General features: G+C 40.3%; 19 protein-coding genes and 4 pseudogenes. 15 read left to right on the top strand and 8 right to left on the bottom strand.

What is annotated here, in order from left to right; translation table 11 throughout:
- Positions 1-125: 125 nt before the first annotated feature.
- From D8844_RS00855 to D8844_RS00820, 8 genes and pseudogenes are all read left to right on the top strand, one after another.
- Positions 126-887 carry an elongation factor Tu gene (locus D8844_RS00855; protein WP_061421194.1) on the top strand — a complete coding sequence of 254 codons (762 nt, stop codon included), beginning with the start codon at positions 126-128 and terminating at the stop codon, positions 885-887.
- 18 nt (positions 888-905) lie between these two features.
- Positions 906-1,823 carry a glycine--tRNA ligase subunit alpha gene (glyQ, locus tag D8844_RS00850; RefSeq protein WP_000038733.1) on the top strand — a complete coding sequence of 306 codons (918 nt, stop codon included), beginning with the start codon at positions 906-908 and terminating at the stop codon, positions 1,821-1,823.
- Positions 1,824-2,034: 211 nt separating this feature from the next.
- Positions 2,035-4,071 carry a glycine--tRNA ligase subunit beta gene (glyS, locus tag D8844_RS00845; RefSeq protein ID WP_125421143.1) on the top strand — a complete coding sequence of 679 codons (2,037 nt, stop codon included), beginning with the start codon at positions 2,035-2,037 and terminating at the stop codon, positions 4,069-4,071.
- Positions 4,072-4,112: 41 nt separating this feature from the next.
- A complete protein-coding gene (locus tag D8844_RS00840) occupies positions 4,113-4,370 on the top strand; it encodes a DUF896 family protein (RefSeq protein WP_000371291.1) in 258 nt (85 codons plus the stop codon).
- A gap of 282 nt (positions 4,371-4,652) precedes the next feature.
- Positions 4,653-4,763: pseudogene (locus tag D8844_RS00835) on the top strand (SAM-dependent methyltransferase); the annotation flags it as partial.
- A gap of 239 nt (positions 4,764-5,002) precedes the next feature.
- Complete coding sequence (locus tag D8844_RS00830) at positions 5,003-5,599, top strand: TetR/AcrR family transcriptional regulator (RefSeq protein ID WP_038804997.1); 597 nt, start codon at positions 5,003-5,005, stop codon at positions 5,597-5,599.
- A 2-nt stretch (positions 5,600-5,601) separates the two neighbouring features.
- On the top strand, positions 5,602-6,552 hold the full coding sequence (locus tag D8844_RS00825) for an ABC transporter ATP-binding protein (RefSeq protein ID WP_125421140.1): 951 nt from the start codon (positions 5,602-5,604) through the stop codon (positions 6,550-6,552).
- Positions 6,539-7,315, top strand: a complete 777-nt coding sequence (locus D8844_RS00820; RefSeq protein WP_084946429.1) for an ABC transporter permease — start codon at positions 6,539-6,541, stop codon at positions 7,313-7,315. Before D8844_RS00825 ends, D8844_RS00820 begins: the two co-directional genes overlap by 14 nt.
- A 290-nt stretch (positions 7,316-7,605) precedes the next feature.
- On the opposite strand, the pseudogene D8844_RS00815 reads toward D8844_RS00820, so the two are convergent.
- Both D8844_RS00815 and D8844_RS00810 read right to left on the bottom strand, forming a co-directional pair.
- Positions 7,606-7,809 (bottom strand): annotated as a pseudogene (locus D8844_RS00815) (beta-carotene 15,15'-monooxygenase); the annotation flags it as partial.
- A gap of 50 nt (positions 7,810-7,859) precedes the next feature.
- Entirely contained in the window at positions 7,860-8,654 is a 795-nt protein-coding gene (locus tag D8844_RS00810) for an ABC transporter ATP-binding protein (protein WP_084849407.1), read from the bottom strand.
- A gap of 140 nt (positions 8,655-8,794) precedes the next feature.
- Here D8844_RS00810 and D8844_RS00805 point away from each other — a divergent pair.
- Positions 8,795-8,976, top strand: a pseudogene (locus D8844_RS00805) (AI-2E family transporter); the annotation flags it as partial.
- Here D8844_RS00805 and D8844_RS00800 read toward each other — a convergent pair.
- From D8844_RS00800 to D8844_RS00785, 4 genes and pseudogenes are all read right to left on the bottom strand, one after another.
- Positions 8,931-10,468, bottom strand: a pseudogene (locus D8844_RS00800) (IS1182 family transposase). The pseudogenes D8844_RS00805 and D8844_RS00800 sit on opposite strands and share 46 nt — an antisense overlap.
- A 126-nt stretch (positions 10,469-10,594) precedes the next feature.
- Positions 10,595-11,839 carry an NAD(P)H-dependent oxidoreductase gene (locus tag D8844_RS00795; protein WP_125421134.1) on the bottom strand — a complete coding sequence of 415 codons (1,245 nt, stop codon included), beginning with the start codon at positions 11,837-11,839 and terminating at the stop codon, positions 10,595-10,597.
- A 17-nt stretch (positions 11,840-11,856) separates the two neighbouring features.
- Positions 11,857-12,462 (bottom strand): NADPH-dependent FMN reductase, encoded by a 606-nt coding sequence (locus tag D8844_RS00790; protein ID WP_000915932.1) that lies wholly within the window; start codon positions 12,460-12,462, stop codon positions 11,857-11,859.
- Positions 12,463-12,480: 18 nt separating this feature from the next.
- Positions 12,481-13,410 (bottom strand): FAD:protein FMN transferase, encoded by a 930-nt coding sequence (locus D8844_RS00785; protein WP_125421131.1) that lies wholly within the window; start codon positions 13,408-13,410, stop codon positions 12,481-12,483.
- A 306-nt stretch (positions 13,411-13,716) separates the two neighbouring features.
- On the opposite strand from D8844_RS00785, the gene nox reads away from it, so the two are divergent.
- From nox to pdxT, 3 genes are all read left to right on the top strand, one after another.
- Entirely contained in the window at positions 13,717-15,096 is a 1,380-nt protein-coding gene (nox, locus tag D8844_RS00780; RefSeq protein WP_000036761.1) for a H2O-forming NADH oxidase, read from the top strand.
- A gap of 302 nt (positions 15,097-15,398) precedes the next feature.
- Complete coding sequence (gene pdxS / locus D8844_RS00775) at positions 15,399-16,274, top strand: pyridoxal 5'-phosphate synthase lyase subunit PdxS (protein WP_000138520.1); 876 nt, start codon at positions 15,399-15,401, stop codon at positions 16,272-16,274.
- Positions 16,275-16,856 carry a pyridoxal 5'-phosphate synthase glutaminase subunit PdxT gene (pdxT, locus tag D8844_RS00770; RefSeq protein ID WP_125421128.1) on the top strand — a complete coding sequence of 194 codons (582 nt, stop codon included), beginning with the start codon at positions 16,275-16,277 and terminating at the stop codon, positions 16,854-16,856.
- Positions 16,857-16,875: 19 nt separating this feature from the next.
- Here the strand turns inward: pdxT and trhA are convergent, their stop codons facing one another.
- Complete coding sequence (gene trhA / locus D8844_RS00765; protein ID WP_125421125.1) at positions 16,876-17,523, bottom strand: PAQR family membrane homeostasis protein TrhA; 648 nt, start codon at positions 17,521-17,523, stop codon at positions 16,876-16,878.
- Entirely contained in the window at positions 17,520-17,966 is a 447-nt protein-coding gene (locus D8844_RS00760; protein WP_125421122.1) for a DUF1836 domain-containing protein, read from the bottom strand. The genes trhA and D8844_RS00760 overlap by 4 nt, the downstream gene beginning before the upstream one ends.
- A 134-nt stretch (positions 17,967-18,100) precedes the next feature.
- On the opposite strand from D8844_RS00760, the gene D8844_RS00755 reads away from it, so the two are divergent.
- From D8844_RS00755 to D8844_RS00745, 3 genes are read left to right on the top strand one after another with little or no spacing between them, the layout of a single operon-like run.
- Positions 18,101-18,595, top strand: a complete 495-nt coding sequence (locus tag D8844_RS00755) for a GNAT family N-acetyltransferase (RefSeq protein WP_125421119.1) — start codon at positions 18,101-18,103, stop codon at positions 18,593-18,595.
- Positions 18,592-19,107: a methylated-DNA--[protein]-cysteine S-methyltransferase gene (locus D8844_RS00750; protein ID WP_125421116.1), complete on the top strand. Its 516-nt coding sequence runs from the start codon at positions 18,592-18,594 to the stop codon at positions 19,105-19,107. The genes D8844_RS00755 and D8844_RS00750 overlap by 4 nt, the downstream gene beginning before the upstream one ends.
- Before the next feature lie 12 nt (positions 19,108-19,119).
- Positions 19,120-19,476, top strand: a complete 357-nt coding sequence (locus D8844_RS00745) for an arsenate reductase family protein (RefSeq protein WP_000889079.1) — start codon at positions 19,120-19,122, stop codon at positions 19,474-19,476.
- The last annotated feature ends 59 nt before the right edge of the window (positions 19,477-19,535 follow it).

Here is a 19,535-nt window from a genome sequence, read left to right as displayed (position 1 = left end):
AAAACAATGAAGTAATAAATTAGGGTGGAACCGCGTTTCTGACGCCCCTAGGTTAAATCAACCTAGGATTGTCGGATGCGGTTCTTTTGTTTATTCAGCCTATGTGTGTAAAAGAAAGGAGAGTCGTGGATAACCTTTATCTTGTAAAAGATGATAGCCAACTAGTTGCATTTCGTGATTTTGTATTAAGAAATACTGAAAAGTTGGAGGCTTATCAATCTTTTTTAAAGAATGAACTTGCAGTCTACGATTTACCGCAAGCCATCATTTGGTCAGGTTTTAATGCTGCTACACAGATTATTAGGGAAATTCCTGTTCCTGCCTATACAAATAATAGACGAATGGTTATGACGCCTGATTTAACTGTTTGGAAAGAGCTGTATTTGTATCAGTTGATGGACTACGAGCGTTCTCAGCAAACTCAAGCAATAGAAAGTCACTATCATTCTTTATCTGAAAATTTCCTCTTACAGATTGTAGGACATGAGTTAGCTCATTGGTCGGAGCATTTTTCAGATGATTTTGATGGTTACGACTCTTACATCTGGTTTGAAGAAGGGATGGTTGAATATATTAGTCGCAAGTATTTCTTGACAGAAGAGGAATTTCAAGCGGAAAAAATTTGTAATCAATCTCTCGTAGAACTTTATCAGAAGAAGTATGGTTGGCATTCATTGAATGATTTTGGTTCCTCTACTTATGATAAGAACTATGCAAGTATTTTTTACGAATACTGGCGTAGTTTTTTGACAGTAGATAAGTTGGTAGAAAATCTAGGTAGTGTACAAGCGGTCTTCGATTCTTATCATCTATGGGCAAACACAGATAAAACTCTTCCCTTGTTAAATTGGTTTGTTCAGCAGAAATTAATTGAAAAAGAAATATAAAAACTAAAGGAGTAAACAATGTCTAAGAAATTAACATTTCAAGAAATTATTTTGACTTTGCAACAATTTTGGAATGACCAAGGTTGTATGCTCATGCAGGCTTATGATAATGAAAAAGGTGCAGGGACAATGAGTCCTTATACCTTCCTTCGTGCTATCGGACCTGAGCCATGGAATGCGGCTTATGTAGAGCCATCACGTCGTCCTGCTGACGGTCGTTATGGGGAAAATCCTAACCGTCTCTACCAACACCACCAATTCCAAGTGGTTATGAAGCCATCTCCATCAAATATCCAGGAACTTTACCTTGAGTCTTTGGAAAAATTGGGTATCAATCCTTTGGAGCACGATATTCGTTTCGTTGAAGATAACTGGGAAAATCCATCGACTGGTTCAGCTGGTCTCGGTTGGGAAGTTTGGCTTGATGGGATGGAAATCACTCAGTTCACTTATTTCCAACAAGTTGGTGGATTGGCAACTGGCCCTGTGACTGCGGAAGTTACTTATGGTTTGGAACGCTTGGCTTCTTACATCCAAGAAGTAGACTCTGTTTACGATATTGAGTGGGCTGATGGTGTAAAATATGGAGAAATCTTTATCCAGCCTGAGTACGAGCATTCAAAATATTCATTTGAAATTTCGGACCAAGAGATGTTGCTGGAAAACTTTGATAAGTTCGAAAAAGAAGCTGGTCGTGCATTAGAAGAAGGCTTGGTTCACCCTGCTTATGATTATGTTCTCAAATGTTCACACACCTTTAATCTGCTTGACGCGCGTGGTGCCGTATCTGTAACTGAGCGCGCAGGCTATATCGCCCGTATCCGTAACCTGGCCCGTGTCGTAGCTAAAACCTTTGTCGCAGAACGCAAACGCCTAGGCTACCCACTTTTGGATGAAGCAACACGAGCGAAACTCCTAGCAGAAGACGCAGAATAAAGAGAGTGACGGTTTACGAAAATGGGCGAACAGAGTGAGCCTTGATCCAGTTGCCGTAGTGATGAAGGTATCCTTAGCGAAGCTAAGGATACTAGGCAAAATTGGAGACTTTCGGCTCCAATTTTAGCAATGAAACAACGAAGTTGGTTGCTTGTGTGCCAATCACATAAGGCAAACTGGAAAATAAAAAGATACTTTTCGGAGAAAAAACATGACAAAAAACTTATTAGTAGAACTCGGTCTTGAAGAGTTACCAGCCTACGTAGTAACTCCAAGCGAAAAACAACTAGGTGAAAAAATGGCAGCCTTCCTCAAGGAAAACCGCCTGTCTTTTGAAGCCATTCAAACCTTCTCAACACCACGTCGTTTGGCTGTTCGTGTGACTGGTCTTGCAGACAAACAGTCTGATTTGACAGAAGATTTCAAGGGACCAGCAAAGAAAATCGCCTTGGATAGTGATGGAAACTTCACCAAAGCAGCTCAAGGATTTGTCCGTGGAAAAGGCTTGACAGTTGAAGATATCGAATTCCGTGAAATCAAGGGTGAAGAATATGTCTATGTTACCAAGGAAGAAGTGGGCCAACCAGTTGAAGCCATTGTTCCAGGTGTAGTAGACGTCTTGAAGTCACTGACATTCCCTGTCAGCATGCACTGGGCTAACAACACCTTTGAATACATCCGCCCCGTACACACTTTAACTGTTCTTTTAGATGAAGAAGAGTTTGATTTGGATTTCCTTGATATCAAGGGCGGTCGTGTGAGTCGTGGTCATCGTTTCTTGGGACAAGAAACTAATATTCAGTCAGCATTGAGCTACGAAGAAGATCTTCGTAAGCAGTTTGTAATCGCGGATCCTCGTGAACGTGAGCAAATGATTGTTGATCAAATCAAAGCAATCGAAGCTGAACATGGGGTCCGTATCGAAATTGATGCTGACTTGCTGAATGAAGTCTTGAACTTGGTTGAATACCCAACTGCCTTTATGGGAAGTTTTGATGCAAAATACCTTGAAGTTCCAGAAGAGGTCTTGGTAACTTCGATGAAGGAACACCAACGTTACTTTGTTGTTCGTGATCAAGACGGTAAACTCTTGCCAAACTTCATTTCAGTCCGTAACGGAAACGCAGAGCATTTGGAAAATGTCATCAAGGGTAATGAAAAAGTCTTAGTTGCTCGTTTGGAAGACGGTGAATTCTTCTGGCGTGAAGACCAAAAATTGGTCATTTCTGACCTTGTCGAAAAATTGAACCATGTGACCTTCCATGAGAAGATTGGTTCCCTTCGTGAACACATGATTCGTACTGGTCAAATTGCCATTCTCTTGGCAGAAAAAGCTGGCTTGTCAGTGGATGAAACAGTTGACCTTGCTCGTGCAGCAGCTATTTACAAGTTTGACTTGTTGACGGGTATGGTTGGTGAGTTTGATGAGCTCCAAGGTATTATGGGTGAAAAATATGCTCTTCTTGCTGGAGAAACTCCAGCAGTTGCGGCTGCTATTCGTGAACACTACATGCCGACAGCTGCCGAAGGTGAACTTCCAGAGAGCAAGGTTGGAGCCATTCTAGCCATTGCAGACAAATTGGATACGATTTTGAGTTTCTTCTCAGTAGGCTTGATTCCATCAGGTTCTAATGACCCTTATGCCCTTCGTCGTGCGACGCAAGGTGTAGTTCGTATCTTGGATGCTTTTGGTTGGCATATTGCTATGGATGAGTTGATTGATAGCCTTTATACTTTGAAATTTGACAGCTTGACTTATGAAAATAAAGCAGAGGTCATGAACTTTATCAAGGCTCGTGTTGATAAGATGATGGGTTCAACTCCAAAAGACATCAAGGAAGCAGTCCTTGCAAGTTCGAACTTTGTTGTGGCGGATATGCTAGAAGCAGCAAGTGCTCTTGTAGAAGCAAGCAAGAAAGAAGATTTCAAATCGTCTGTCGAATCCCTCTCTCGTGCTTTCAACTTGGCTGAAAAAGCCGAAGGAACTGATACTGTTGATCCTGCTCTCTTTGAGAATGAAGAAGAGAAAGCCTTGGCGGAAGCAGTAGAATCACTCGTTTTGTCAGGGGCTGCAAGTCAGCAATTAGAACAACTCTTTGCGCTTAGCCCAGTTATTGATGCTTTCTTTGAAAATACCATGGTAATGGCTGAAAACGAGGCAGTCCGTCAAAATCGTTTGGCTATCTTATCGCAATTAACCAAGAAAGCAGCTAAACTTGCACGTTTCAACCAAATCAATACTAAATAAACTCAGTCAAACGGACTGTATCTTATCACAAAGGAGAAGAAATGGATCCGAAAAAAATCGCTCGCATCAACGAGCTTGCCAAAAAGAAAAAAACAGAAGGCTTAACTTCTGCTGAAAAAGTGGAACAAGCTAAACTTCGTGAGGAGTACATCGAAGGCTATCGTCGCTCTGTTCGTCACCACATTGAAGGAATTAAAATTGTGGACGAGGAAGGAAATGACGTCACACCAGAAAAATTACGCCAAGTACAACGTGAAAAAGGTTTACACGGCCGTAGTTTAGATGATCCTAACTCATAAAATGAAAGGGGGTTGTAGATGATTTACATTCCCCTTTTCTGTTGTAATAAAAAAGAGTCTGGGACAAAAGTCTAATCTTCAATATAAAAAGCGAACAAAACGAGTTATCTGACACTCAGAATTCTGTCTTGTTCGCTTTTTTGCTCTAATCTATCGATTTTAAAAATTTATAATAAGGAATTCCTAAAATCGAAATCTTTTTGTCTCAGACTCTTTGTTTTAAATGAAGTAGTAAACTGCCAGCGGTTTGGCAGAAGCTTGCTTGAACAATGCTCAGCTAATCTTAGTTACCTGCCTCAGCGGGACTTCACTGTTGCCCTCTACAAGACCATCAATCAGATTAACAATCCATCTTTCTTGGTCACGATTGAGAAATTGAGAGAAGGAACTTGAGATACAATAAGGTTACAGAGAGAAAAGCCAGATAATAGGAGCTTTCAGTACTGTATCCTTATTTTTTAAATCGTGAAAATCGAATAATTAGGTCTAAATGAAGAGAATTGAGGTGTGTGTAAATTTAAAATCTTATATTTTCTTACATAGAAGATATAAGACTTTTGACATTTTTCAATTTATATGATATTCTATGACTGTAAAATTAAAAAACGTCACAGAGTTTTTAGGAGGAAGTTATGGCTACTGCTTTTACTACTGAAGAAAAAGAAGTAATTAGAAAGAAATTACATAAAGTTGCAAAGGAATGCCTTCAAAGATATGGGGTTAAGAAAACCACAGTTGACCAGATGGCAGCAATGGTAGATATTTCCAAAGGTTCTTTTTATAATTTTTATTCCTCAAAAGAAATGTTATTTTTTGCGGTCTTAGAAGAATATCAAATAGATGTTATGAATCGCCTGACAGAACAATTAGATATGGAAGCCAAGATAGATACAAGTCGTCTGGTAGAGTTACTTTATGATTTTTATCAAGGTTTTCGCTATTCATTTATGTATACCATATTTAAAAATAATGAAATGGAATTACTCATAAGAAAATTGCCGAAAGAGGCGATAACAAATCATCATCTGATAGACGATAGGATGGTTAAAAAAATTGTGTCTCGAATCAACATTAAAGAAAATGTATCGGTAGAAATCGTCTCTGCTTTATTTAGAACGATTGCTATGACTATATTACACATCGAGGAAATCGGTGAAGAACAATTTGATATCGCATTGAAGTTCGTTATACAAGGAATTGTTGAGCAAATTACTAAGGAGGATAGGTAACAGTGAAAGAAGCAATTAGAACCGCAAAGCTTTCTAAAAGATATGGAACAAAAAATGTTGTCGACAACTTGAATCTTTCAATAAAACCTGGTGAAATAGTAGGTTTTTTAGGACTAAATGGTGCAGGGAAAACAACGACGATGAGAATGATGCTAGGATTGATAAAATCTACATCAGGAGAATGTTATATCCAAGGAAGAAAGTTAGATCTAAGTAATTTAGAACTTCGAAACGAAATAGGTTATATTATTGAGACGCCTTATTCTTATCCAGACTTAACTGTGAGAGAAAATTTAGAAATAGTTAGTAAATTAAGAGGGGTTAATAAAGATAATATTGACTGGGTAATTGAGAAATTAAAACTAAAGCAATATGAACATAAACAGGAGAAGCATCTTTCTTTAGGAAATGTTGAGCGTTTAGGAATTGCAAAAGCGATTATTCATAAACCTAAAATTCTAATTCTTGATGAGCCAACAAATGGATTAGATCCTTTTGGAGTTATTGAAGTGAGAGAACTATTAGAGGAATTGGCGAATAATCTAGGCACAACTGTTCTTATTTCAAGTCATAATCTGGAAGAAATATCTAAAATTGCTACTAGGATAGTTATTGTACATGAGGGCAGACTTATAAGAGAAGTTGAAAGCAATGAATTAGAGCAGTACTTAGAAAAGAAGTTACTAGTAAGTGGCTCTAATAATAAGGCTATGAGAGAAGTATTATCTAACCAGGGCTATCATGTAAACATTCAATCAGACACAGAAAATAATATCGATTTCTTAGAATTAACTGATACAAAAGCTGTGGAATATCCGGAAAAAATTGCTACATTGCTAGTTAATGCAGGTTATCCACCTAAATCACTGACTGTTGAGAAAGAAGATTTAGAGCATTATTTCTTAAGAATACTGAATGACTATAATGGAGGTGTTTCGAATGAAAAAGCTTAGTTCCTGTATTTTAATTGAATGGAAAAAGTTAATAAAATCAAAACTTTCCATCGTAACTGCTTGTTCTATCTGTTTAGTTCCTTTTATTGTTGGTTTGTTTGCAACTATGATGAAATATCCAGAGAATTTCAAAAATCTTGGATTGATTTCTGCAAAAATGGAAATGATGAGGATAACAGACTGGTCGTCGTACTTAATGACCGTATCACAAGTCATTTCTGTTGGGGGATTGCTCATTTTTGGATTTACAGCATCTTGGGTTTTTGGTAGAGAATATTCTGATAAAACGATGATAGACCTATTAGCGCTCCCGATGAAAAGAGATACAATCGTATTATCCAAGTTTATCGTTATCGCTCTATGGAGCTATATTCTATCAATTTTTGCACTTTTATTAGGATTATTAGCTGGCAATCTGATTGGGCTTGAGGGTGGGAGCTTAACGGTGATTTTCAAAGGTATACTTACTTTTGGTTATTGTACTACTCTTACGATCATACTCTCTACTCCAGTAGCTTTTTTTGCTTGTTTAGGCAGGGGATATCTGTCACCATTGGCATTTATTATTTTTACAATTATTTTTTCTCAACTTGGTTCTGCTCTTAACTTTGGGAAATACATCCCATGGGCGATTCCTGCACTCGCAAGTGGTATTGCAGGAAAAGCACTATTGAATTTTGGAAGCATTGTCAGTTTATTTGGGGTAAGTATTCTAGGTCTTATCGCAACAATAGCTTGGTGGAGGTATGCTGATTACGATTAAAATGAAGTGATGAAAATGCTAATAACACAAAACTAAGTCTTATTCATTTCCATTCAAAACACCCCCTCCTGTTCAGATTGAAAAACAAGAGGGGGTACATTATGACAATCGAAAGTTTTGGACGAGAGGGTATCATATAAGTCCCGTTGGCCTAAATGAAAAGATAGTTTCTAAATATATAGGCGATTGGGAAAAAATGACCTTGTCTTTGATAAGTTAAGTGTTAAACCGTTCTCAGATGGTAGTTTTAGAACAAGGTAAAATCTCGTTACGGGCATCAGTCAAGTGAAGGACAAAATCCCAAAAAGATGCTTGGTCTGAACTTTTTCTAGCAGGGGCCGGATTAAAAAGAGGCTGAGGAGAAAGAGCGGGAGGATAGGATAGAAATACCAAAGATTACCGACGAATTGGACCTCTTCAGCAATCCTCAAAGGGATGTAAGTGTGGGATAGCAGACTCTGTCCAGATAGGAAAGGCAAGACAATCGCAGTCATGGTCAGAATTAGAAACTAGCCCAGGTTGAAGATAGTGTTAGAAAATTGCTTCATGAGGACCTGTTCTCCATCTTGATGAAATAACGGTCTTCTCCCAGCTCAATCAGCTCGACTGGCTGAGGATAGAAGCGATCCATGACCTCTTTTTGAAGTATGTCTCCTTTAGGACCTTGGGCAATAATTTCAGCTTCTTTTAGGAGTAGGACATGATCCATAGCAGCAGTGATTTCCTCAACATGGTGGGTGACATAGAGGATAGTTGGAGCGTTCTCCATCTGTGTAATCTTACCAATCTGATCCAGCAGGCGCTCGCGAGCAAAGAGATCCAGACCGCTGGTCGCTTCATCTAAGATAAGCAGTTCTGGCTTTTCCATGAGACTGCGCGCAATCAGCAAGAGCTGCTTTTCCCCTTGAGAGAGACTGATGTAGCTCCGGCCAATCAAATCTTGTCCGCCAAGAGAGACCAGCATTTCCCTAGCTTGATCCAGCTCTGCTTGCCCGTAAGGAGCATAGAGAATACTGCTTTTATACTTACCTGTCAGGACGATTTCTTCGGCAATGAGATGGCTAGGCAGGCGTTCAGCAATGAAGGAGCCAACTACTCCAATCTTAGTTCGCAGCTGAGGAATATCGCCAGCGCCAAATTCCGTACCCAGAACCGTCACCTTGCCCTTGGTCTTCCAATGTTCAGCCATAAGCAGGCGCAGGAGAGTAGTCTTTCCAGAACCGTTGAGACCGAGAATGGCCCAATGCTCCCCCTTTTTCACCTGCCAGTTGAGATCCTTTAAGATGGTTCGGCCTTGTTTAGCCAAGCTTACATTTTCTAGTTTGATAATCTTTTCCATTTTTACTCTCTTTCGTTAAATCTCCTTTATTATAACAAAATTTAGGAAAAAATAACCGATAGGAGGAGGTAGATGTTTTATAAAAGTAAGCTGATGTAGGTCATTTTGCTAATGATTATCTTCTTTATCTGATGTTAGATGAGGTCCATCCTATTACCATCAGGGTGCTCTTGCTCTTATCCAGCAATATCCATTGCATGCTGGGGATGATTGTGGCATCCCGACTCATTTTATCCTCAAAGAAATCGCCAAGTTCTTGGTAGATCGCTATGATAATCACAAGGAAACCCAGCAGAAGAAGGAAGAGCTTGGAATCGATTGATTCCAGAGTCTCGATACCAGAAATAAGACGGAAGAAGGGTCTTCCGTCTTAGATTGAAGACAAACATTCCAAATGGTGTTTGTCTTTTTCTGTTTGTCAGGCTAAAATTCCATCTTTTGATAGAATAATGGTCATTTGAACAAAATAAAAAGGCTTGTCCACCCTCATTTTTACTAGTTTTTTGAGATTCAAACACGCTAAAGTAAGCCCAATCTTATCTTCCATCTTGGACTTGCCTTTCTCTCTTGTATAACGAAGGTTGTGGTATTCTTTGGCAAGTCCCAAAGAGTCGCTCAATTGTTTCTTTGCGCTTCTTATAAAGCTCCTTCATCCCTCTTTGGTGTCGAATCTCTTCACAATATTCAAGTTCGTCTTTCCATACATGTCTTGTGATGACTTTCTGCTGATTCTGGCTCTGGGTACAAACGGATAATAGGGGACAGGCGATACATACTTTTGGATCACTCTTATACTCACGATAGCCTGCTCGGGTCGTCGTGCGATAGGCTAATACTTGGTTCTCTGGACAGAGGTAACAGTCATAGAAGGCATCATAAACAAAATCACCGGGTCTTAAGTTCCCCCTTACTCCCTTGGGGCGGGTATAGGGGAAGACAGGGATAATGTTTCGCTGTAATAAATAATGGGCAATAGCTGGGGTCTTATAGCCTGATTCCGCAATAATGTAGCGTGGGGAGAAAGCTTCTAACTTTGAAAAAAGGGCAGGGAAAGCCTGACTGTCGTGTACATTTCCTGCTTCAACACTATAAGCCAAGGCCCAACCATGCTTATCACACGCTACTTGGGCAGAATAGGCAAATACTTCCTTGTGTTCCCCCTTGTGGAACCAACCACTCTCAGGATCTGTCCTTGAGATTTTCTTTTCCTTAGCCTCGCTTTCTTTTGCGGGCTTTAAGGACTTTTTTTCGTGTTTTCTCCTATCTACATCAATCTCAACTTCCAATTGCTCACTCATAAATTTAGCTTGTTGGGCAACCATTTCCTTATGATACTTGTGACTGTTAGCTGCAGCTTTGATATGGGTACCATCCACAAATATTTCCGAAGGATACATTAAACCAGCAAATAAAGCTTGATGGAGTACTTGTAAAAATATCTCGGTAATCAGTTCTTTATCTTGAAAGCGACGACTGTAATTCTTTCCATATGTGGTAAAATGAGGCACCTTGTCATCCAAGCTTAGTTCAAGAAACCAACGATAGGCTACGTTTACTTCAATGTCTTTAATGGTTTGGCGCATGGAGCGAATGCCATAAAAGCATTGAATCAAAGGAATTTTGACTAACATGACGGGATCGAGACTAGGACGACTATTATCTGGACTATAGGTATCTTCAACTAAGTCATAGATAAAGTCAAAATCAACCTCTGATTCCACTTGGCGAAGAAAGTGATCTCTTGGGACCAATTCGTCTATCGTATAGAAGCCATATTGGCAGCGATGATAATCTGGTTTTTCTTTGTGAAACATAGTTAGCACCTCACAACTTTTCTTACCTCTATGATACAACTTTACAAAAAGAAAAGCCCTTAGAAAAGTGTCTTCTAAGGACTTTGTATTCGATCTGAAAGGAGCAAATGGCTCCTTTTTAGTTTCTTAGTTGCTTGCACCAGAAGTAGCATCAGCGTCACCACCGTGGCCTCCAGCATCACCTGAATCAGAAGCACCAGAAGTAGCATCGGCGTCTCGATGACCTCCAGCAGCAGGGGCAAATGGTCCGCTACCACCTACCAAACGTTGCCCAGTCTCTTTTAGGTACCAGTCAAGCCATGGTTGGAAGTTAAAGACGATTTCATTGATACCAGCGTATGATCCATCAGGATAGTACATTGCTTGGTAGTTGTGGGTGTTGATGACACCTGCAGGAGAACCCGGAACGATCGTACGGACGTATTCTTGGTTTCCGTTGCGAAGTGTTCCGATAACCCACTCTACATTCTTCATACGTGCTGGTGGAAGAGAACCATGAACAGTCGACATACGGCTACCTGATTGAGGTGGTACACGTTTAGCGAACATGGTGTCTGGATCTTGGTGAGCGTTGTTGTAGTAGAGGAATTGGTTGTTGTCGTCAGCGTATGTCAATTCAAATGGCATAGCTTTCAAGAACATATCGATTTGGTTAACTGTCAGGATACCGTGGTCCAATTTGACATAGGTATCACCAGAAACAGCGCCAGTGATTGCTGCAACTTTTTCTACCCATTCTGGATCGTCAGGGTCAACTTCTGTAATGGTTGTAGCAATTGGTTTTCCACAATCCAAGTCTTCTGGTTCGATTGGTTTTGGTTTTTTCAATTTCGAAACGACTCCTACGTATTTTACAAAGTTATCTAAGCAAGTTTCAAGGAATTTAACAGTTCCTTCGTTGGTGATATTTCCGTTGTTATCAAAAGCTTCCTTAGCTTTGCCAAGAAGAAATTCGTTACCTGGAAGCGTGTAGGCATTGACACCTGGAGCATCAAGGATTTTACGAAGGTGAACTTGGGCGCGTGACGTTCCTTGGTCGTAGTATGATGCACCCACAATCATAACAGGCTTGTTTTCAAATGGATGAACTTCGTATGAAAGCCATTCAAGTACAGATTTGAGTGAAGCTGAGATAGTGTGGTTGTGCTCAGGAGTGGCGATAATGACACCATCAGCACGTGTAATCTTGTTATACAAGAAACGCAATTGGAAGCTTTCGTCCCATTTTTCGTCTTGGTTAAACATTGGAACTTCGTCGATTTCAAGAACTTCTAATTCAAATTTGAATTTGAAATTGCGACGGATAAATTCCAAGAGTTTGCGGTTATATGATTGATCGTAGTTTGATCCAACAAGTCCAACAAATTTCATTCTTTCGGTCTCCTATCTTACAAATTTTCCCAGTCAAATTCTTCTGCATCTTTGCGAAGCAATTCTTGTGCATTGCGCAATTTTTCAGTAATCTTCACGAAGATACGGAAGTCATCAAAGATGGCATCCAATTTCTTGATGACGTCAAGGTCAACCAAGTCACCACTTGGGTTAAATGATTGAAGAGAGTGAGAAAGCAAGAATTCATCTGGTAGAACATTTGCCTTAATTTCAGGAGCGTTCAAAATTTGACGAAGTTGCAATTGGGCACGAGATGAACCAAGTGTACCGTATGAAGCACCAGTAATCATGATTGGTTTGTTCAAAAGTGGGTAGATACCATAAGATAGCCAAGCAAGAGCGCTCATCAAAACTGCAGGGATAGAGTGGTCGTACTCAGGGGTACCGATGATGACACCATCGGATGCTTCAATTTTAGCTGCAATTTCAAGAATGTCAGCAGGAAGTTGCTTATCTGCCGGTTTGTTGAAAACAGGGATATCCTTGATTTCAACGAGTTCAATTTCAGCTTTATCAGCAAAGTGTTTTTGCATGTATTGGAGCAATTGGCGGTTTGTAGAACGTTTAGAGTTCGTTCCAACAATGGCAATAAGTTTTAGCATGAGATTTCCTTTCTCTTTTTACATGATACAATTTTGAAGGCCTGAAGAACAAGCAAGGCGTCCTTCTTTGTCGATGAGGATGGCTTCAATACCATCTATACTTTCGACTTGCCAGAGGATAGAAGCGCTTCGTTCTCCGAAAAGGCGAGTTGTCCATATCTCACCATCAACGGATTTATCAGAGATAATCGTCAGGCTAGCAAGATCGGTTTCGACAGGAAATCCTGTCTCACTATCAAAGATATGGTGATAGTCTTTTCCATCTACTGTCAGGTGGCGTTCGTAGATACCTGAAGTGACAACGGATTTGTTAGAAGCAGGAATGGTTAGGAGATGATTGCCACGAGGATTTCGTGGATCTTGAATCCCGATCTGCCAGACTTTCCCATCTTTGGATTGATTGTTCCCGATGGTGAGGATATTTCCTCCGAGATTGATCAGGGCAGAGGTGACACCGTGTGCTTTTAAATACTGGGCAACCTTATCTGCACTATAGCCCTTGGCTAAACAACCTAAATCAAGCTTCATTCCTTTCTTCTCTAAAAAGACAGTAGAGCTAGTCGGATCCAACTTGATAAAATACGGGTTAACTAGAGGCAAGACAGCTTCGATTTCGTTTAGCTCTGGGAGTCGTGCATCTGCAAATCCGATTCGCCAGGTTTGAATCAAGGGACCAATACTGATATTGAGATGGCTAGATGGAGCTAGGCTGTGTTCTAATCCAAGAGAAATCAGTTCAAATAGCTCAGGATGAACCTTAACAGGTGCGATCCCAGCCTGGTAGTTGATTTCCATCAGTTCGGATTCTTGACTGTTGGCGTTGAAGCGGTATTCGAGCTCCTTGAGCAAATCAAAGGCTCCTTGAAGTAGGCAATCAGCCTGTTCATCTACTAATGAAATCGTGATAGTTGTTCCCATTAGCCGTTCAGAACGTGAATGAAGAGGCAAGCTACCAGCTCCTTTCTCTTTATAGGAAATCAATCAATATAAGGTCGTTAAAGAAAAATTAAACCCCTTACATTTTCTTTCCATGTATCTAGCATATCATAAAGTCAGCGTTTTCACAAATGAATTTTGACAAAAAGTCAAGAAATATGCTCAAAATTAGTATGAAAATAATAGAAAAATTAGATTTATCAATGTTAGGTGTATTTTTTCTGAAAAAAAGAGAATTCTGAGCAAATGCCTTGTAAACGCTAACAGTAAATGATATACTAGAAGGGTAAATCAAAAATTAAAGGTAGGAATTTTTCTATGAGTAAAATCGTTGTAGTTGGTGCTAACCACGCTGGTACAGCTTGTATTAATACGATGTTGGACAACTTCGGACATGAGAACGAAATCGTAGTATTTGACCAAAACTCAAATATTTCATTCCTTGGTTGTGGAATGGCGCTTTGGATCGGGGAACAAATTGATGGCCCAGAAGGTCTCTTCTACTCTGATAAAGAAAAATTGGAAGCAAAAGGTGCTAAAGTTTACATGAACTCACCAGTTCTTTCAATTGACTACGATAACAAAGTTGTGACTGCAGAAGTTGAAGGTAAAGAACACAAAGAGTCTTATGACAAATTGATCTTTGCAACTGGTTCAACTCCAATCTTGCCTCCAATCGAAGGTGTTGAAATCGTTAAGGGCAACCGCGAATTCAAAGCAACTCTTGAAAATGTACAATTTGTTAAATTGTACCAAAACGCTGAAGAAGTTATTGAAAAACTTGAAGACAAGAGCAAACACCTTGAGCGCATTGCCGTTGTTGGTGGTGGTTACATCGGTGTAGAACTTGCCGAAGCTTTCGAGCGTCTTGGAAAAGAAGTTGTGCTTGTCGATATCGTAGACACTGTCTTGAACGGTTACTATGATAAAGATTTCACACAAATGATGGCGAAGAACTTGGAAGACCACAACATCCGCTTGGCTCTTGGTCAAACAGTTAAAGCCATCCAAGGTGATGGAAAAGTTGAACGCTTGGTAACAGACAAAGAAACATTTGATGTAGATATGGTGGTTCTTGCTGTTGGTTTCCGTCCAAACACAGCTCTTGCTGACGGTAAGATTGAACTTTTCCGTAACGGTGCCTTCCTTGTAGATAAGAAACAAGAAACATCTATCCCTGGTGTATACGCTGTTGGTGACTGTGCAACTGTTTATGACAATGCTCGTAAAGATACAAGCTACATTGCTCTTGCATCTAACGCTGTACGTACTGGTATCGTTGGTGCTTATAACGCTTGTGGACATGAATTGGAAGGAATCGGAGTTCAAGGATCAAACGGTATCTCAATCTACGGTCTTCACATGGTTTCAACTGGTTTGACTCTTGAAAAAGCCAAAGCTGCAGGCTATAATGCAACTGAAACTGGATTTAACGATCTTCAAAAACCAGAATTTATAAAACATGACAACCACGAAGTTGCCATCAAGATTGTCTTTGACAAAGACAGCCGCGAAATCCTTGGTGCACAAATGGTGTCACATGATGCTGCTATCAGTATGGGAATCCACATGTTCTCACTTGCTATCCAAGAGCATGTAACAATTGATAAATTGGCATTGACAGACCTATTCTTCTTGCCACACTTTAACAAACCATACAATTACATTACAATGGCTGCACTTACAGCTGAAAAATAAAAATTGATGAACTATCTGGCCTTAATTGAAGGTCAGATAGTTTTTTAGTTATACTCTTCGAAAATCTCTTCAAACCACGTCAGCTTCGCCTTACCGTATATATGTTACTGACTTCGTCAGTTCTATCTACAACCTCAAAGCAGTGCTTTGAGCAACCTGCGGCTAGCTTCCTAGTGTGCTCTTTGATTTTCATTGAGCATCAATCTGTACCCATACAATTATCCTTTTTTTATCTTGTACTTCATTCTAATCTGGCTTAAAATAAAATGGTAGCTACCAATACAGATGATGAGGATTAAGAAATGACTGAAAATCGTTATGAACTAAATAAAAACTTGGCACAGATGCTCAAAGGTGGGGTTATCATGGACGTTCAGAACCCTGAACAGGCCCGTATCGCAGAGGCAGCTGGTGCGGCAGCTGTTATGGCCTTGGAGCGGATTCCAGCTGATATTCGTGCAGCGGGTGGGGTTTCCCGTATGAGTGATCCAAAGATGATTAAGGAAATCCAAGAAGCGGTCAGTATTCCAGTGATGGCCAAGGTTAGAATCGGGCATTTTGTTGAAGCTCAGATTTTAGAGGCTATTGAGATTGACTATATCGATGAGAGTGAAGTGCTGTCTCCAGCAGACGACCGTTTCCATGTGGATAAGAAGGAATTCCAAGTTCCTTTTGTCTGTGGAGCTAAGGACTTGGGTGAAGCCTTGCGTCGTATCGCTGAGGGAGCTTCCATGATTCGGACAAAAGGAGAACCGGGGACAGGTGACATCGTTCAAGCCGTTCGCCATATGCGCATGATGAATCAAGAAATACGCCGTATTCAAAATCTTCGTGAAGATGAACTTTATGTGGCTGCCAAGGACTTGCAAGTCCCTGTAGAATTGGTCCAATACGTTCATGAACATGGAAAATTGCCAGTTGTAAACTTTGCAGCTGGAGGTGTTGCAACGCCAGCAGATGCGGCATTGATGATGCAATTGGGAGCAGAGGGCGTCTTTGTCGGTTCAGGTATTTTCAAGTCGGGAGATCCTGTTAAACGAGCAAGTGCTATCGTTAAGGCCGTAACCAACTACCAAAATCCTCAAATTTTGGCTCAAATCTCTGAAGACCTAGGAGAAGCCATGGTTGGTATCAATGAGAATGAAATCCAAATTCTCATGGCTGAGCGAGGAAAATAGATGAAAATCGGAATACTAGCCTTGCAAGGCGCCTTTGCAGAACATGCAAAAGTGCTAGAAAAGTTAGGTGTTGTTAGTGTAGAAATCAGAAATTTAGATGATTTTCAACAGTATCAGAGTGACTTGGAGGGTTTGATATTACCTGGCGGTGAGTCTACAACCATGGGCAAACTCTTGCGTGACCAGCAGATGCTGGTTCCAATCCGAGAAACTATTTTATCTGGACTTCCAGTCTTTGGAACTTGTGCAGGTTTGATTTTGCTAGCTAAGGAAATTATTTCTCAGGAAGAAAGTCATCTTGGAACCATGGATATAGTGGTTGAGCGCAATGCTTATGGGCGCCAACTAGGAAGCTTCTATACAGAGTCAGAATGTAAGGGAGTTGGCAAGATTCCCATGACCTTTATCCGCGGACCAATTATCAGCAGTGTTGGAGAGGGTGTAGAAATTCTAGCAACAGTTGATGATCAAATCGTTGCGGCGCAAGAAAAAAATATGCTGGTAACCTCTTTTCATCCAGAATTGACAGATGATGCTCGCTTGCACCAGTACTTTATCAATATGTGCAAAGAAAAAAGTTGAGAAAAGATTCTCAACTTTTTTACATGTAATAAACAATCGCGATATATTGGAGTGCAGATGCTGCTAGGATAAAGAGATGCCAAATCATGTGGAAATAAGGTTTTTTCTTAGCGTAAAATCCAGCTCCAACTGTATAACAGAGTCCGCCAGTTACCATGAGACTCCAGAAAATTGGTGTTGTTTGACTGATAATGGCAGGAATGATAGCCAGAACCAACCAGCCCATGATCAGGTAAAGGGCAAGGCTGAATTTCTCATTGACCTTTTTAGCAAAGATTTTATAAAGGATGCCAAAGATGGTCGTTCCCCACTGAATGGCAATAATGAGATAGCCAAACCAGTTATTCATCAAGGTCAATACGACCGGCGTATAAGAGCCTGCGATAGCCACATAAATCATAGAATGGTCGATGATTCGCAAGACGTATTTGTGGGTCGAACCATAGGCCATAGAGTGGTAAATGGTTGACGAGAGGAACATGAGAAATAGACTGATAACGAAGATAGAAACGCCAAAAGACGATAAAAATCCATGTGCTTCATAACTATAGGTGGATGAAATGGGGAGTAGGATGAGCATGATAACGGCACCGATAGCATGGGTCACGCTATTAGCAATTTCCTCTCCAAAACTGAGTTTTTTACTGAGTTTTAGGCTGGTATTCATTGGGATACCTCCTCTTCTTTGATAAGGATTAAGTCTAGAGTTTGATGATAGAGTTTAACCGTTTGACAGCTAGTTTGGATAATAGAATTTTCTGGATCAATCCCATGGTTCATGTAGTCCACAAAAGCATCGTAGAGCTGGTCTGAACTCGCTTGAGTTTGTAGAGTATTGAGGGTCTGGGCGATTTCTTGGATTGAAAAGACAGACTTTAGAGTGGTGATGGCAATCAAACGGGCAATCTGTTTGCGTTGGTATTTTTTCTTGTCTGGCTTTGTCAGGTAACCATGTTTGACATAGTTATTGACCATGGATGCGGTCAGACCCTTTTCTTTATCTGGAGAGATGGGGGCACAGACTTGGTTGACATAAAGCAAAACCTGATCCAGATAGAGGTCAATGTTTGGAATGTCTTCCCATTTTGGGTAGGAAAAGATAGAATTCATTTCCAACTCCTTTTTATCTAGTTTTGATAACTAGATTATAAAATAATAAAAAACAAAAGTCAAGTTTCAACTGCTTGTAGAAAGCTTTAAATTATGCTATGATGAGAGAAAATAGTTAGAAATGAGGGGAAAAGATGGAGATTCGTTTAGCTTTTCCAAACGAAGTAGATGCGATTATGCAGGTGATGGAGGATGCCAAAAAGTGCTTAGCTGATTCTGGTAGCGACCAGTGGCAAAATGGCTATCCAAATGCCGATATCATTATTGATGATATTATCTCAGGCCAAGCCTATGTGGCCTTGGAAGAAGGAGAACTGCTAGCCTATGCTGCTGTGACCAAGAGCCCAGAGAAAGCCTATGAAGCTATTTATGAAGGAAGTTGGCAGGAGGGAGAATCAGAATATCTGGTCTTTCACCGTATCGCTGTGCTAGCAGATGTCCAAGGACAAGGTGTTGCTCAGACTTTCCTAGAAGGCTTGATTGAAGGTTTTGATTATCTAGATTTTCGTTCAGATACGCATGCACAAAACAAGGCCATGCAGCATATCTTTGAAAAGCTAGGTTTTCAACAGGTTGGTAAGGTTCCAGTTGATGGGGAACGTTTGGCCTATCAGAAATTAAAAAAATGAAGCAGAATAAGTACGCAAAAATGCTCTACCCGTCGCCAATTGGAACCTTATCCTTAGTTGCTGACGAGCAATATCTGTATGGAATTTGGGTACAGAACCAAACTCATTTTGAGAGGGGATTAGGGGATGAAACGATAGAAGAAGTTGCTAGCCATCCTGTATTAGAGCAAGTTATTTCCTATTTAGATACCTATTTCGAAGGCAGTGTTCAGGATCTATCTGACTTACCTTTGGCTCCTATTGGAACAGATTTTGAAAAGCGAGTCTGGGCTTACTTACAGGCCATTCCTTATGGTCAGACAGTGACTTATGGACAAATAGCGCAAGACTTGCAAGTAGCTTCTGCCCAAGCAATTGGCGGAGCAGTGGGGCGCAATCCTTGGTCCATACTCGTTCCCTGTCATCGTGTGCTAGGGTCAGGCAATCGCTTGATAGGCTATGCATCGGGAGTCGAAAAGAAAGCCTGGCTCTTGCAACATGAAGGTGCAGCATTTCAAGAAAATAAAGAATAGAAAGAAAAGAAGATGTTAGAATTTATCGAATACCCAAAATGTTCAACTTGTAAGAAAGCAAAAAATGAACTAGACCAACTCGGTGTGAACTATAAAGCTGTCCACATCGTAGAAGAAACACCAAGTGAAGACGTGATTTTGGACTGGTTGGAAACTTCCGGTTTTGAAGTGAAACAATTTTTCAATACTAGCGGGATCAAATACCGCGAACTGGGCTTGAAAGATAAGGTGGGAAGTTTGTCAAAACAAGAAGCAGCCAAGCTTCTAGCCAGTGATGGCATGTTATTGAAACGTCCAATTTTGGTGGAGAATGGTGCTGTTAAACAAATCGGCTATAGAAAACCCTATGAGAACTTAGGTTTGAGATAGTTTTTATTTATCTCCTTGATAGGTAAAATATATAGCCTCCCTGTTTTAAAGTGTGATAA

Origin of the sequence: Streptococcus oralis (assembly GCF_003942875.1) — a bacterium.
In the GTDB taxonomy this organism is placed as follows: domain Bacteria; phylum Bacillota; class Bacilli; order Lactobacillales; family Streptococcaceae; genus Streptococcus; species Streptococcus oralis_BX.
The sequence above is the reverse complement of the archived record's forward strand: the minus strand, read 5'-3'. Positions and strand labels throughout refer to the sequence as shown.